The 13,730-nt window shown below is 51.0% G+C and carries 14 protein-coding genes; 12 read left to right on the forward strand and 2 right to left on the reverse strand.

Going from position 1 to position 13,730, the window contains the following annotated elements; genetic code table 11:
- Positions 1 to 10: 10 nt before the first annotated feature.
- From M3194_RS08970 to M3194_RS09015, 10 genes are all read left to right on the forward strand, one after another.
- Entirely contained in the window at positions 11 to 670 is a 660-nt protein-coding gene (locus M3194_RS08970) for a redox-sensing transcriptional repressor Rex (RefSeq protein ID WP_251653065.1), read from the forward strand.
- Positions 639 to 1,955, forward strand: a complete 1,317-nt coding sequence (locus tag M3194_RS08975) for an amidohydrolase (RefSeq protein WP_251653066.1) — start codon at positions 639 to 641, stop codon at positions 1,953 to 1,955. The genes M3194_RS08970 and M3194_RS08975 overlap by 32 nt, the downstream gene beginning before the upstream one ends.
- The gene (locus M3194_RS08980) at positions 1,952 to 2,485 is read left to right on the forward strand and encodes a cell wall elongation regulator TseB-like domain-containing protein (protein WP_251653067.1); all 534 of its coding nucleotides are present in this window, start codon (positions 1,952 to 1,954) and stop codon (positions 2,483 to 2,485) included. Before M3194_RS08975 ends, M3194_RS08980 begins: the two co-directional genes overlap by 4 nt.
- A gap of 126 nt (positions 2,486 to 2,611) precedes the next feature.
- Positions 2,612 to 3,151, forward strand: a complete 540-nt coding sequence (locus tag M3194_RS08985; RefSeq protein ID WP_251653068.1) for a hypothetical protein — start codon at positions 2,612 to 2,614, stop codon at positions 3,149 to 3,151.
- Positions 3,144 to 4,643, forward strand: a complete 1,500-nt coding sequence (locus tag M3194_RS08990) for an AAA family ATPase (RefSeq protein WP_251653069.1) — start codon at positions 3,144 to 3,146, stop codon at positions 4,641 to 4,643. Before M3194_RS08985 ends, M3194_RS08990 begins: the two co-directional genes overlap by 8 nt.
- Positions 4,644 to 4,912: 269 nt before the next feature.
- The gene (locus tag M3194_RS08995) at positions 4,913 to 5,785 is read left to right on the forward strand and encodes a 3-hydroxyacyl-CoA dehydrogenase family protein (RefSeq protein WP_251653070.1); all 873 of its coding nucleotides are present in this window, start codon (positions 4,913 to 4,915) and stop codon (positions 5,783 to 5,785) included.
- Entirely contained in the window at positions 5,786 to 6,994 is a 1,209-nt protein-coding gene (locus tag M3194_RS09000) for an acetate/propionate family kinase (RefSeq protein ID WP_251653071.1), read from the forward strand. It begins immediately after the preceding gene.
- A gap of 30 nt (positions 6,995 to 7,024) precedes the next feature.
- Positions 7,025 to 7,705: a DnaD domain protein gene (locus tag M3194_RS09005; RefSeq protein ID WP_251653072.1), complete on the forward strand. Its 681-nt coding sequence runs from the start codon at positions 7,025 to 7,027 to the stop codon at positions 7,703 to 7,705.
- Between the two features lie 156 nt (positions 7,706 to 7,861).
- On the forward strand, positions 7,862 to 9,043 hold the full coding sequence (locus tag M3194_RS09010; RefSeq protein WP_251653073.1) for a DUF4062 domain-containing protein: 1,182 nt from the start codon (positions 7,862 to 7,864) through the stop codon (positions 9,041 to 9,043).
- The gene (locus M3194_RS09015) at positions 9,040 to 9,306 is read left to right on the forward strand and encodes a hypothetical protein (protein ID WP_251653074.1); all 267 of its coding nucleotides are present in this window, start codon (positions 9,040 to 9,042) and stop codon (positions 9,304 to 9,306) included. Before M3194_RS09010 ends, M3194_RS09015 begins: the two co-directional genes overlap by 4 nt.
- A 66-nt stretch (positions 9,307 to 9,372) precedes the next feature.
- Here M3194_RS09015 and M3194_RS09020 read toward each other — a convergent pair whose 3' ends face one another.
- Together M3194_RS09020 and M3194_RS09025 are read right to left on the reverse strand one after the other, a co-directional pair.
- Entirely contained in the window at positions 9,373 to 9,576 is a 204-nt protein-coding gene (locus M3194_RS09020; protein WP_251653075.1) for a hypothetical protein, read from the reverse strand.
- 185 nt (positions 9,577 to 9,761) lie between these two features.
- Positions 9,762 to 10,628, reverse strand: coding sequence for an AraC family transcriptional regulator (locus M3194_RS09025; RefSeq protein WP_251653076.1), 867 nt, complete (start codon positions 10,626 to 10,628; stop codon positions 9,762 to 9,764).
- A gap of 137 nt (positions 10,629 to 10,765) precedes the next feature.
- Between M3194_RS09025 and M3194_RS09030 the strand changes: the two genes are divergently transcribed.
- Positions 10,766 to 12,739: a glycoside hydrolase family 127 protein gene (locus tag M3194_RS09030; RefSeq protein WP_251653077.1), complete on the forward strand. Its 1,974-nt coding sequence runs from the start codon at positions 10,766 to 10,768 to the stop codon at positions 12,737 to 12,739.
- A gap of 125 nt (positions 12,740 to 12,864) precedes the next feature.
- Entirely contained in the window at positions 12,865 to 13,665 is an 801-nt protein-coding gene (locus M3194_RS09035) for a TIGR00266 family protein (protein WP_285889169.1), read from the forward strand.
- Positions 13,666 to 13,730: the final 65 nt, after the last annotated feature.

A 13,730-nucleotide genomic window follows, 5' to 3' on the forward strand; every position in this document is an offset into this window, starting at 1 on the left:
GGGAACTCGGGTGAAGCAGGCGAAAATATCGGAAGCCGTCGTCAGACGGCTTCCCATCTACCTGCAAGTGCTAAACGAATTGTACAACCGGGAGGTTCAGACCGTTTCGTCGCAGGAGCTGGGGATAAAGCTGGACCTCAATCCCGCCCAAATTCGGAAGGATCTTGCTTACTTCGGCGATTTCGGCCGCAAGGGCATCGGATACGACGTCTCCTATCTGATCGAGAAAATTCAACAGATTCTGAAGCTTGACCAGCGGATTAACGTTGCGCTTGTTGGAGCAGGCAATCTGGGACATGCTTTATGCAATTACAATAAATACTCGAAAGACAACATGAAGATCGTCGCGGTATTTGATGATCATCCGACGAAGATTGGCACCATGATCAACAACCTGACGATTCAGCCGATGGACAAGCTGAAGGAGACCGTTCAGGAGCACAATATCCGAATCGGAATTATTACCGTCCCAGGTCATGAAGCGCAAAACGTTGCGAATCAATTCGTGGAAGCCGGTATCGAAGGAATTCTGAATTTTGCCCCGGCTATCCTGCGATTACCGGATCATATTCGCATTCACCATGCTGACTTCACGAGAGAGCTGCTCAGCTTGGCTTATTATTTGGAGAAGGAAAGGAATGAGCAAGAAAATGACGCAATTATGGATTGAGAACGGGCTGTTTGTGACGATGAACGGCACAAACGCGGTTTTCCGCGGCCATATGGTCGTTACGGATGATCGAATTACATATATCGGAGCGGAGGCTCCAACGGGACTGGATGAGCAGGCTGAACGCCTCGACGGCAGCAAGCTGGCTTTTATTCCGGGCCTTATTAATACTCACGGACATGCTGCGATGTCGCTGCTCCGCGGTTACTCGGATGACCAGAACCTGCAAGTATGGCTGGAGCAGAAGATGTGGCCGATGGAAGGCAAATACGTGGATAAGGATACGCGGGCAGGCACTGCGCTGGCTATCGTCGAGATGCTGAAGACGGGAACAACCGCTTTTGTTGACATGTATGACCGGATGGATCAGGTTGCGCAGATGGTTGAGCAATCCGGAATCCGAGGTTGTTTGACGCGCGGCGTCATTGGGTTGTGTTCGGAAGAGATCCAGCAGTCGAAGCTGACGGAAGCCATTGCATTCGCCCGGGATTGGAACGGAAAAGCCGATGGCCGGATTACGACGATGATCTCCCCGCATGCTCCGTATACCTGCCCGCCGGATTATATCGAGAAGTTTGTTCAGGCGGCCCACGATTATGATCTGCCTGTTCATACGCATATGTCGGAGACCCTTGCCGAAGTGGAGCAAAATGTCCGCGACTACGGCACGCGCCCGGTTGAGCATCTGGACAAGCTGGGCTTCTTCACGCGTCCGGCTCTTGTTGCGCATGCCGTGCATTTGAACGATGAAGAGATCGCATTGCTTACTGAACGCAACGTAGCCGTATCGCATAACCCCGTCAGCAATCTTAAGCTGGCAAGCGGAGTTGCGCGCGTGCCTGAGCTGCTTCGCGCAGGAGTAACGGTATCGCTTGGAACAGACAGCGTTGCAAGCAACAACAATCTGGATTTGTTTAAAGAAATCAAGTTTGCCGCATTGCTGCACAAAGGAATCTCCGGTGATCCGACGGTTATCCCTGCAATTGAAGCCTTGCGCATGGGGACTGTATACGGTGCCCGTTCGATTTGGCAGGAAGACAGCATCGGTCAACTGGCAGTGGGCAAAAAAGCAGACTTTATCGCAATCGATCTGGAACAGCCGCACTATTATCCGCTGACGGATATCGTATCCCATCTTGTCTATTCCGGTTCTGGCCGGGATGTTAAGCATGTGTGGGTCGATGGACGCAAGGTTGTTCACAATGGCGAATGCACGATGATGGACGAAGAAAAAATCCGTTATGAGGCACAGGCCAGCTTTGAGCGGCTGCTCAACGCAAAATGAGGGCGACAACGAGAAAACGTCAGCCGGTCATGAATCCGAAGCGCTGGCTGGCTGTTTCCTTTGTTGCCTTGATTGCTGTGATAGCCATTGTGATTATGTATTACAATACGATCCAGCAGCCGTTCTGGAATTCGGAGAACCCGATTCGGAAGCAAGCCAAGGAAGCAGCCGGTTTAACCGAGGTATCATCCATCACGAAACAAGTCTGGGATACGACATCTTGGATCGTGAAGGGCGAGAATGAAGCGGATGAAGAGATCTACGTATGGCTGATCGGGCCCGAGAAGACTGTTCAAGTGGTCAAAGCCTCGGAAGGAGCGGAGAAAGCCGAGATTAAACAAGCCGTGATAAATTCGAAACCGGATGCGAATATCAAGCGTATACAGCCGGGAACCTTTAACGGCAAGCTTGTGTGGGAAGTATTTTATTCGCAAGGCAATAGTCCCGAGAAATACAGCTACGATTTCTATGATTTCCGCACCGGTACGTACGTAACGGAGTACCATCTTCCTGCCAAAACAGCGAGCTAGCCCATGCGGCTGGCTCCGCTTCCTGTTTTTACACCACCTCTTTGATGCCTGTTTATGATATACTTTCGTATGGCAGAGTTGATATACGATAGTATATATAACGCGTACAGAGGAGGAAACTAAATAATGAAACTTCGAATCGTCCCGTTCGTGCTTTCCGCTGTGGCGACGGCCTTGCTGCTCTTTGGCGGATGGATGTTATATAAGCAATTTGCCGTTGTTTCTCCTTTTGAAAAGTCTATTGGACAAATTGAAGGCGTCGCTTCGGCGAATGCTCCCACTATAGATCAAGAGCGCGTTTCGGTGAAAGTAACGCTTAAGCCGGACGCGAATTTGAAAGATGTCTATGAATCCATTGCAAATGAAGGCAAAGATGCTATTGGCAGCCGTGAATTAACGCTTGATATTACGAACGCAGCTCCGAGCGAGCAACTAGAGAAGGTATGGTCTTCGGTTTTGTTTGACGTTGCGGAAGCCATGGAGAAGAAGAATTATTCGGACATTCCGAACGCGCTTGAGAAAGCTGCCGCTTCTAATAAAGCTATTAAATACGAAACGCAGCTTGATGAGAACAATGTCTATATTACGCTGAAGGATGGCAACTCGACGAAGTATGTTGTACTTCCACGCACTCCCGCAATGATGGAGGTGTCGGCTTATGCGTAAGTATTGGATAGAGATTACCTCAGGTTTTGTGCTTATGTTTGTTATATTCCTCGCCTATAGAGGAGTTAACATTGTTCCTGTATTGCTGCTTGCCGGTTTGGGAGCGGGCGTCTGGTTTTCGACTCGCGGCGGCAGAGGCCGCATGACCGCTCTGCCAGGATCTAAGCGCGGCAAGCCGCTTCATACGGTATCAATGAGCTTTGATCAGATCGGCGGCCAGGAGAGAGCCAAGCAAGAGCTTACAGAGGCTCTCGATTTCTTGGTTAAGCAAGATGAGATCGCTAAGCTTGGCATCCGTCCGATGAAAGGGATTCTGCTGACAGGCCCTCCGGGAACGGGTAAAACGTTGCTTGCGAAGGCAGCAGCCCATTATACGGATTCGATCTATCTGGCTGCTTCCGGCAGCGAATTTGTTGAGATGTACGTGGGCGTAGGTGCAGGACGTATCCGCGATTTGTTCAAGGAAGCACGGGAGAAAGCGAAGAAAGCGGGCAAAAGAAGCGCCGTTATTTTTATCGATGAGATTGATGTTATCGGCGGCAAGCGTGACGGCGGCCAGCATCGGGAATACGATCAAACGCTGAACCAATTGCTGACGGAGATGGACGGCATTCATTCCGACGAAGCGCCGCGTATCCTTATTATCGCCGCGACGAACCGGAAGGAAATGCTCGACAGCGCGCTGCTGCGTCCTGGCCGATTCGACCGTCATATCGGGGTCGATCTGCCGGATAAGAAAGGACGCCTTCATATTCTGCGTCTGCATGCTGCCAATAAGCCGCTAGACGAAACCGTTGATCTGGAGCGCATCGCATCCGAATCCTTTGGCTTCTCGGGCGCGCAGCTGGAGAGCGTGATGAACGAAGGAGCGATCTACGCCATGCGTGAGCAAAGCGGAACAATCCTGGAGCAGCATTTGGCCATGGCCATCGATAAAGTGATGATGGGCGAGAAAACGGACCGCGAAGCTACGGCTGAAGAGCGCGAGCGTGTTGCGCTTCATGAACTTGGCCATGCTATATCTGCCGAGCTTGTCCGTCCGGGCAGCGTGTCACAGGTTGCATTGTCACCGCGCGGACAGGCGCTTGGTTACGTCCGTCATAATCCGCAGCAGGACCGTTACTTGTATACGAAGGAGTTTCTGGACAGCCAGATCATGATCGCGCTTGGCGGCGCTGCCGCGGAAGAGATCTTCTACGGCGGGCGCAGCACGGGCTCGCGTGGCGACTTCGACCAGGCGATGAACATCGTCCGGACGATGGTGGAGTCAGGTCTTACGGAGCTTGGGATTATCGATGCGAATATGATGACCCCGGACAAATGGGCCAATATCACCCGCTCGATTCTGGATGAGCTGATGGCAGAGACCAAAGCGATGCTGGAAGCAAGACGGGACGTATTTACCCAGTCGCTGGACGTGCTGATTAAGGAAGAGACGCTTAGCGGCGATGATTTCCGCGCACTTCTTAACCGCTTGTCCAAAAGTGCATAATAGACAGACGGAATACTAAAAATGAACGGCAGTGAATGCTCCTGCCGCTCATTTTTTTGTGTGTATTTCACCATTGAACAAAATAGCATAATCCCGAAGAACATCTGTTCAAGCCTGTTCAAATGTTGTTCAAGAGGTGTTCAAGATCCTTTCACTTCTTAGCTTCATTCTTGGATTGAAAAAAGGTATAATGGATTTGTGGAAGAGAGAATAGTTCTCAATAACATCTAAAAAAAGAGAATATCTACGAGGAGAGAACCTACAAAATTATGGCAATCAAAAAAGTAGGCGTCATCGGCGCCGGAACCATGGGTCAAGGAATTGCGGAAATGCTTGCTTCTAAAGGGCTGGACGTGTATTTAATCGAAAGCTCGGAGGAACGCTTAACATACGGTATGCAGATGATCGAGCTCAATTTGGATAAGCAGATTGAGAAATGGGCTCTGACGCAGGCCGAGAAGAAACTGATTTTGAATCGTATCCATAAAGGCAAGGGCTATCATGATTTGACTTGCTGCGAGCTGGTTATTGAATCCATAACGGAGGATCTGGACAGCAAAAAACAAGTCTTCAAGCAGCTGGACGAAATTTGCGACGAGAAGGTTATTATCGCAAGCAATACATCCACTCTCAGCTTGACGGAGCTGGCCAGTGTTACAAGCCATCCGGAGCGTGTCATTGGCCTTCACTTCATATATCCCGTATCCAAGATCGACCTGGTCGAAATCGTGCGCGGTCTGAAAACCTCGGATGCTACCTTTGATGCGACGAAGGAATTCGTTGACGAGGTTATCCAGAAAAAAGGCATCATGGTATTCGAATCGCCGGGCTTTGTAACGACACGCTTGATCTGCCTGTTCATTAACGAGGCTCTTCATGTGCTTGAGGAAGGTGTTGCTTCCGCCGAGGACATCGACAGTGCAATGCGGATCGGGTATTCGTTCCAGAACGGGCCTTTCGAGATGGCTGACCGGTTTGGTCTGGACTCTGTCCTTGCGGCCCTTGACCGGATGTTCCGGGAGTACGGCGAGCTGAAGTACCGTCCGTCCATCGTCCTGAAGAAGATGGTTCGCGCAGGTCATCTCGGCGTGAAGTCGGGCGTCGGATTTTTCAAATATGACAAGGATGGGGACCGTATCTAAATGAAAGTACTAGTCATTAACGCAGGAAGCTCTTCGCTGAAATATCAGCTTTATAATATGGAGAACGAGACTGTGCTTGCGAGCGGCCGCGTGGAGAGAATCGGCATGGATTCCTCCATCGTAACGCATGAACCTCCGGGCAAGCCGGATGTTACTGAGGTAAGCGAAATTCTTGATCATATTACCGCCGTCAAAAAAGTAATCGATATGCTTACGCATCCCGAGCATGGGGTAGTATCGTCAATGGAAGAGATTGATGCCGTTGGTCACCGCATCGTCCATGGCGGAGAAGTGTTCAAGAACTCAGCGCTCGTAACGGCAGACGTGAAGCAGGAAATCCGCAAGCTGTTCGAGCTGGCTCCCCTTCATAACCCGGCTCATATGATGGGCATCAACGCGGTTGAAGCCAATATGCCGAATGTGCCGCAAGTCGTTGTATTCGATACGGCCTTCCATCAGTCGATGCCAAATACATCTTACTTGTATCCAATTCCCCGGGTTCTGTACCGCCGCCACAAAGTGCGCCGTTACGGCTTCCACGGCACCTCCCATCAATATGTGAGCCAGCAGGCGGCTGACTTCCTGGGCAAGCCCCTGGATTCGCTGAAGATGATTTCCTGCCACATCGGCAATGGCGCCAGCGCTACGGCTATTCTGGACGGCAAGTCCTTTGATACGAGCATGGGGATGACCCCGCTTGAAGGTCTGATGATGGGTACGCGCAGCGGGGATCTAGACCCGGCTATCGTTCCGTTTGTGATGAACAAAGAAGACCTGACGCTCAGCGAAGTCAATTCGATGCTCAATAAGCATAGCGGTATGCTCGCCATCTCCGGGATCAGCAGCGACATGCGCGAGATTGTAGAAGCGATGGGCGAAGGCGATGCCAATGCGAAGCTGGCGTTTGACATGTACACGTACCGCGTGCGCAAATATATCGGTGCGTATGCCGCGGCGATGAACGGCGTTGACGTGATTTTGTTCACGGCAGGGGTGGGCGAGAACTCGAATGTTCTGCGCAAAGCCGTATGCGAAGGCATCACGTTCCTTGGCGTTGAACTGGACGAGGAGCGCAACAATGTACGCAGCAAGGAAGTCCGCGAGATTTCGACGGATGCTTCCCGGGTAAAAGTGCTGGTTGTTCCAACCAACGAGGAGCTGTTAATCGCGCGCGATACGTACGCGATTGTGAAGGGCGACTCGAATTAATTGAATAGCAGTAGCGGAGGGGATCGTAACATGAGTAACGATGACATGTGGAAAGCCTATTCGCGGGGCATGGCGTCCGTCATGAACGAAGGGGGCGTGCATGTCTCCGCATTGCTACTCCGTTCTTACCGCCATTTGGATTTATCGGATACGGAAGCTATGCTGCTGCTGCAGCTGATGTTGTTCCGGGAGTCGGAAGGGATCGAATTCCCGACGATGGAGCAGCTGGCCGAGCGTACCGATTCTACAACAAGAATGATAGAGCAGACGATCGGCCGATTGATGAAGGAAGGCTTTCTTACGATTGACGAGCGGATCGATTCCATGACCGGTATCCAATCGGAGCAATATAATTGGAGCGGCTGGCTGCTCAAGGCTGCCGAATGGGCGGCCGAAGAGAAGCGGGAGACGCGGAGAACGGAGCAGCGCACGGTGAAGCGGGCTTCAGAGCCGGGCAACATGTTTTCTATCTTTGAGCAAGAGTTTGGCCGGCTGCTGTCGCCGATGGAATGCGAGACGATTACCGGATGGCTGGACCAGGACCGCTACGCGGACGAGCTGATCCGTTTCGCCTTGAAGGAAGCGGTCTTTGCGGGCAAGCTGAATTTCCGATATATCGACCGGATTCTGATCGAATGGAGCCGTAACCGGGTTACCAATGTGGATGAAGCAAGGGCGCATTCCCAGAAGTTCCGCGGGCCGCGCGGATAAGCACTTATCTGTTCATACTTAAGCCTTGTATTCTCTTAACGGGAATACAAGGTTTTTTTGCGTTTCCGTATAGGGAGGGAGCTCTATTAAAAAAGGAGTCAAGATAAGGTATAATAGAATATTATTCCACTGTCTATAAAGGAGCCTAGGAAACTGATGTCCAATCTTACAAAGCTGTTTATTAGCTCCGTTGCTCAGGATTCTCTTACTCCGCTAAGGAGCAGGACTTTTGATGAGTTTATTGCGCTTGGCCACCAGCCGGAAATGTATGAACGGACCTTCGGACCTTGGCCAATGGATATAAGCGGCGTTGAACATTGTTTAAACAAGGTTAGAGAAAGCGACATTTTCTGCTTGTTCATTCACAATAAGGGCGGCTCCATGACGGGAAGCGGTTATTCGGTTACGCATAGAGAGTTTTTGACGGCTCTGAACTCGAATAAAGTGCTTTTGCTCTATGCAGAGCCGACCGTTAGCAGGAGATATTTCTCTTCGGTCCGCCGAATGATGTACCTCTATATAGAGCAGTTTAGAAAAACCAATGGAAGAGACCCTTCCAACCGGGAGCTTATGGACTACCTTGAGCTGGCTTCTGAGACGAATGCGGCCGAAGTGCCAAGCAAGTATGAAGTTGACGTGTATGTCTGGGTGATGTTGTATGACATCATTGAGAAGCATGGGAAGTACCTCTTGGACATGCCAGTAGGGATTGGGCTGGATTGGAAGCCTATCCTGAGTGCGATTCTTAAGGAAGGCGCTTATTATTTTCCAAGGAAATCGGAATATCTGGAAAGCATCGATGCGCTTGCCGCCGTTGGAGAGTTCTCCGAATTCGTGCAAAAGCTGGCAAAGGAGCATTTGAATATCACGGCCATTCAGCATCCCCGGCTGATGCTTGCCCGCCTTCAGGCCGTTATTAAAGGCGCGGAGATAAAACAGCTTGCTAATGGGGACCTTACACTCGGCAAGGTGAAAAATTGTTCGGCCATCTGTTTGTTCCAGCACAATAATGATTATCTCGATAGCATCTATTCAGTGGGCGATACGGCCGGGGGCTTTCATTTTCCCGTCGATAAACACAAATATGTGACCCATACCTATAGAACGCAGCCGGCAAGAGTCCCCGTCCTCTATTATACGGAAGATAAACGAATGTTTTATCTCTTGTTCAAAATCGGAGAATACGTTATCTCGTACCATTTCCCCGAGGAAACGAAATGGCACCAAAATTTGTATGTTGACTACTCCGAGGATATAAAAAGTGGTATACTTATGGCACATTCCAATGTTATGATTTTCGAATTCATGAATTCAATCTTGAGGGGGCTGCAAAAATGAGCATGAACAATAAGAAATTGAGACGCGTTCAGACGACGATCCGCCCCAAATTTTCCATTCATCAAGGCTTGGCCCCGGATACCAAGGTTGTTATTGTAAATAAAGGCATTACGATCGGGCTGACGGGCAGCAAATTGCCCGATTTGCCGAAGGATGCCGTTCTTTTTGTCGATACGAAAAGCACGAACATTTATACCTCCCGCAACAAGCTCCAGCGGATGAGGGAATTAAATGAATCCTTGCGAATGCGCGAAGTAACTTGACTATAGCGGACAATTCAAATAAACAAAGCCTTGTATTCCCTTAACGGGAGTACAAGGCTTTTTCTGTTAGCCAGCCTGGCCAATGAAATAGAACACGTACCCGATAACGGCTGTCAGTACGATGGCAACCATCGCTTTACGGGCAGCGGGGCGTGGGCCGTCGCGCAAAACTTTTATGCCAAGCGGGATCCATGCGATACAAAGTCCGGCAACGGCAAGGATTGAGAAGGTGGTTGTACCCTTCAGTACTCCTAACGGAAGGGCGGACATAAAGGCGAGCGCGATGGATTGGCCCGCAGCTGATCGGGAAAGAAGAAGTGAAACTTGCTTCTGAGCAGGACTCCGGCAAGCAGAAGGAGAGGGCCTAGGATTAAGGTTAATCCGCCTATCCACCGGCCGGGAAATGGCTCATGTTTGGAGGAATTCATATTTTTCTCCTGTCTGTTTGATGTGAGCTACGGCTTGAATTGCTTTCGATACCTGAGCGGGGAAGTACCGGTATAGGCCTTGAAGCAGTTTGAGAAATAAGGCGCATGCCGGAAGCCTGTTTGATCGGCGATAACCGCAATGGACCATTCGGTCTTCACCAGCAGCAGCTTGGCTTGCTCCAGCCGGTATTGATGCAAATATTCCATCGGGGAGCAATGATAGATCTCCTTCATGCATCTGACAATATAGTTGGGATGAAAATGAAAGGCTTCGGCCAGCGCCGCATTGGTTAATTCCGATTGATAATGCTGGCGGATATAAGCCTCTGTCCTGCTTGCCAGCTTCATGGCGGGTGAATCGGAGTTGGAGCGGTCCCGTCTTTCTTCCAATAAACCAAGCAGCTCAATAAATAACTGCTGCTCCTGCCAATACACGCTTCGGCGATGCTCGACGGAGCAGGCTAGAAGCTGGCTTAAATGCCGTTCCGCCAACTTAAATTCGGGCGGGGCGGCATATTGGGGGAGTTGGATGAGATAAGGATTTTCCCAGGCCTGACGCATGGGCAGAGGGAACGAGGCAGAATCAGCTTCATGCTGCGCCCATTCGCCCTTGAAGTCAAAGTGAATCCAATAAAAGGCCGTTTCACGCTCGCAAGGCTTCGCCGAATAGTGATAGCGATCCGGCATAAGCAGCAGCGTCTCACCGGCATTCACTTCCCACTCTTTGTCTTCTTCCCCTATGTACAAGGTGCCCTTGATGACCCACAGGAGATCAAACACCCCAAGGTTCTGCCGGCTCGGATGTTGTTCGCCGGGTATATATTCGGTTAGGCCGGCTGCAATGTAATAGGGCATCGGAGGAAGTTTTAAGGTGATATAAGCATCATTTGGCATATGGAGACCTCGACCTTCAATAGTGTTATATTTTATAAAAAATTAGGTCGTTTTACTTGTAGTTTCCTTGTCTTTTCGAGAATAAACTAGAAATCAGCAAGAATCAAATCTTTTATTTTCGATCGGGAGGAACATATATGGCACAGCAATTAAACGGACAGCTTGGACGCAGCGAGGTACATATTGAGGACGCCTTTTGGAACCGCTTTACCGAACTGGTTAGGGAAACGGTTATTCCTTATCAATGGGAGGCGCTGAACGACCGGATTGCGGATGCGGAGCCCAGCTACGCTATACGTAATTTCCGTGTTGCAGCAGGACTGGAGGAGCATCCGTACTGCGGCATGGTGTTCCAGGACAGCGATGTAGCCAAATGGCTGGAGGCTGTGGGTTATTCCTTGGCGAATCATCCGGATCCCGAGCTGGAGCGCACGGCGGACGACGTCATTGATCTTATTGCGATGGCGCAGCACGAGAACGGATATTTAAATACGTATTTCACCATCAAAGATCCGGGCAAGCAGTGGACAAACTTATACGAGGCCCATGAGCTTTATTGCGCGGGACATATGATGGAAGCGGCAGTTGCTTATTACGAGGCGACCGGAAAACGCAAGCTGCTGGATGTGATGAGCAGGTTTGCGGATCATATTGACGAGGTTTTTGGACCTGAGGAAGGGAAGCTGAGGGGTTATGACGGTCATCAGGAGATCGAGCTTGCCTTGGTTAAGCTGTATCAGGCAACGGGAGAAGAACGCTATTTGAAGCTGGGCCAGTTCTTTATCGATGAACGCGGCGCTGCTCCGAACTTCCTCGTAGAAGAAGGCAAGCAGCGGGACGGGTACAGCTTATGGGCCGGAGGGAAAAGACCTATTCCGACCGTGGCGCAACTAGCCTATAATCAGGCGCACAAGCCGGTACGGGAGCAAGAGGCAGCGGTTGGCCATTCCGTTCGCGCGGTTTATATGTATACGGCGATGGCTGATCTGGCGAGATTAACCGGGGATAAGCAGCTGCTTGCGGCATGCGAACGATTATGGAACAACATGACCCGCAAACAAATGTACATTACCGGAGGCATTGGCTCAACGCATCACGGAGAGGCCTTTTCCTTCGATTACGACCTGCCGAACGATACGGTCTATGCGGAGACTTGCGCTTCGATTGGCCTGATTTTCTTCGCGCAGCGGATGCTGAAGCTCGAAGCCAAGAGCGAATACGCCGATGTTCTGGAGCGGGCATTGTATAACAATGTCGTTGGCAGCATGTCGCAGGACGGCAAACATTACTTTTATGTGAATCCGCTTGAAGTATGGCCGGAGGCATCCGAGCGCAATCCGGGTCGTCACCATGTGAAGGCGGAACGCCAGAAGTGGTTCGGCTGCTCCTGCTGCCCGCCAAACGTGGCGCGCTTGCTCAGCTCCTTGAACGATTATATTTACACGGTATCGGCAGCATCAAATACGGTGTATGCCCATCTCTTTATTGGCAGTGTTGGCGAGTTTGAGCTGGATGCCGGCACAGTTGTGATGAAGCAGCAGTCGCAGCTTCCGTGGAAGGGCAGCGCGCGCTTTGAATTCTCCGAGGTTCCGGGAACAGCGTTTACGCTCGCCTTGCGCATCCCTTCCTGGTGCGGAGGCCGTGCCGTGCTCAGCATTAATGGCAACGCGGCAGAATACAAGATTGAGAACGGCTATGCGCTTGTTCACCGGAATTGGCAGCAAGGAGATACAGCCGAATGGGAACTCGATATGACAGCCCAATTGACGGCTGCTCATCCGGAGATTCGGGCAAACGCAGGGAAGGTTGCCATTGAGCGCGGTCCGCTTGTCTACTGTCTGGAAGAAGTGGATAACGGCAGTCCGCTGGCAGCCGTCTCGATCGCAGCATCCTCGGAATTACATGCTTCCTTTGATTCGCAGCTCCTTGGCGGAGCGGTAATCATTGAAGCAGAGGGACGATTGGACGAGCAGGATTCCTGGCTGGAGGAGACTCCTTACCGCCCTTATGCGCAGCACCGGACATCGAAGCAAGCCCGGCTGAAGGCAGTACCGTATTACTTATGGGGAAATCGCGGAAAAGGCGAAATGACCGTCTGGATTCGGACATAAAGCTGATAGGCGGCGTTGTTAGAGGGAAGCATACGAGTTGTCGTATGCTTTCTTTTTTTGGGAAGGAAAAGATTGGGTTGTGGTGGTATGATAGAAAAGTAATGAATTAAACAGGAGGGATTTTATTGAAAAGCAATCACGAAATCGACTATTACATTCATGGCGATGATATGCAGTTTGTGGAAATTGAGCTGGATCCTTCGGAGACCGTCATCGCGGAAGCGGGAAGTCTCATGATGATGGATGACGGCATACATATGGAAGCGATATTTGGTGACGGGAGCGGGCAGTCCTCCAGCGGCTTCATGGGAAAGCTGATGAACGCGGGCAAGCGGATTCTGACGGGCGAAAGCCTGTTTATGACAGCCTTCACCAATGAAGGCGCGGGGAAGAGAAAAGCCAGCTTTGCAGCTCCTTATCCGGGTAAGATTATCCCGGTTGACCTGCATGCCGCCGGCGGCAAAATGATTTGTCAGAAAGATGCTTTTCTCGCAGCGGCGAAAGGCGTATCGGTTGGCATCGAATTCCAGCGGAAGATCGGAACGGGTTTCTTTGGCGGCGAGGGCTTTATTATGCAAAAGCTTGAAGGCGACGGTCTGGCGTTCATGCATGCCGGCGGCACCATTATTCGCAAAGATCTGAATCCGGGAGAGAAGCTCCGCGTGGATACGGGCTGTCTCGTAGCTTTTACGCCGAACGTCAATTACAGCATCGAGATGGTAAAAGGGGTTAAAACCTTCCTCTTTGGCGGCGAAGGGCTGTTCTTCGCAACGCTGGAAGGACCGGGCACCGTCTATATTCAATCATTGCCGTTCAGCCGTTTGGCAAGCCGGGTATTCGCGGCAGCCCCTCGGGGATTTGGCACCGGCGGCAAGGATGAAGGCAGCGCTGCAGGCTCAATCTTCAATATGCTGAAGGGCGACTAGAACGCCGCAAGGCTCTTCAAGACTCCGTCCCGAAGGGATGGAGTCTTTTTCCGCAGTTGCAAATC

It is taken from the genome of Paenibacillus glycanilyticus (assembly GCF_023715145.1).
Lineage (GTDB): Bacteria > Bacillota > Bacilli > Paenibacillales > Paenibacillaceae > Pristimantibacillus > Pristimantibacillus glycanilyticus_A.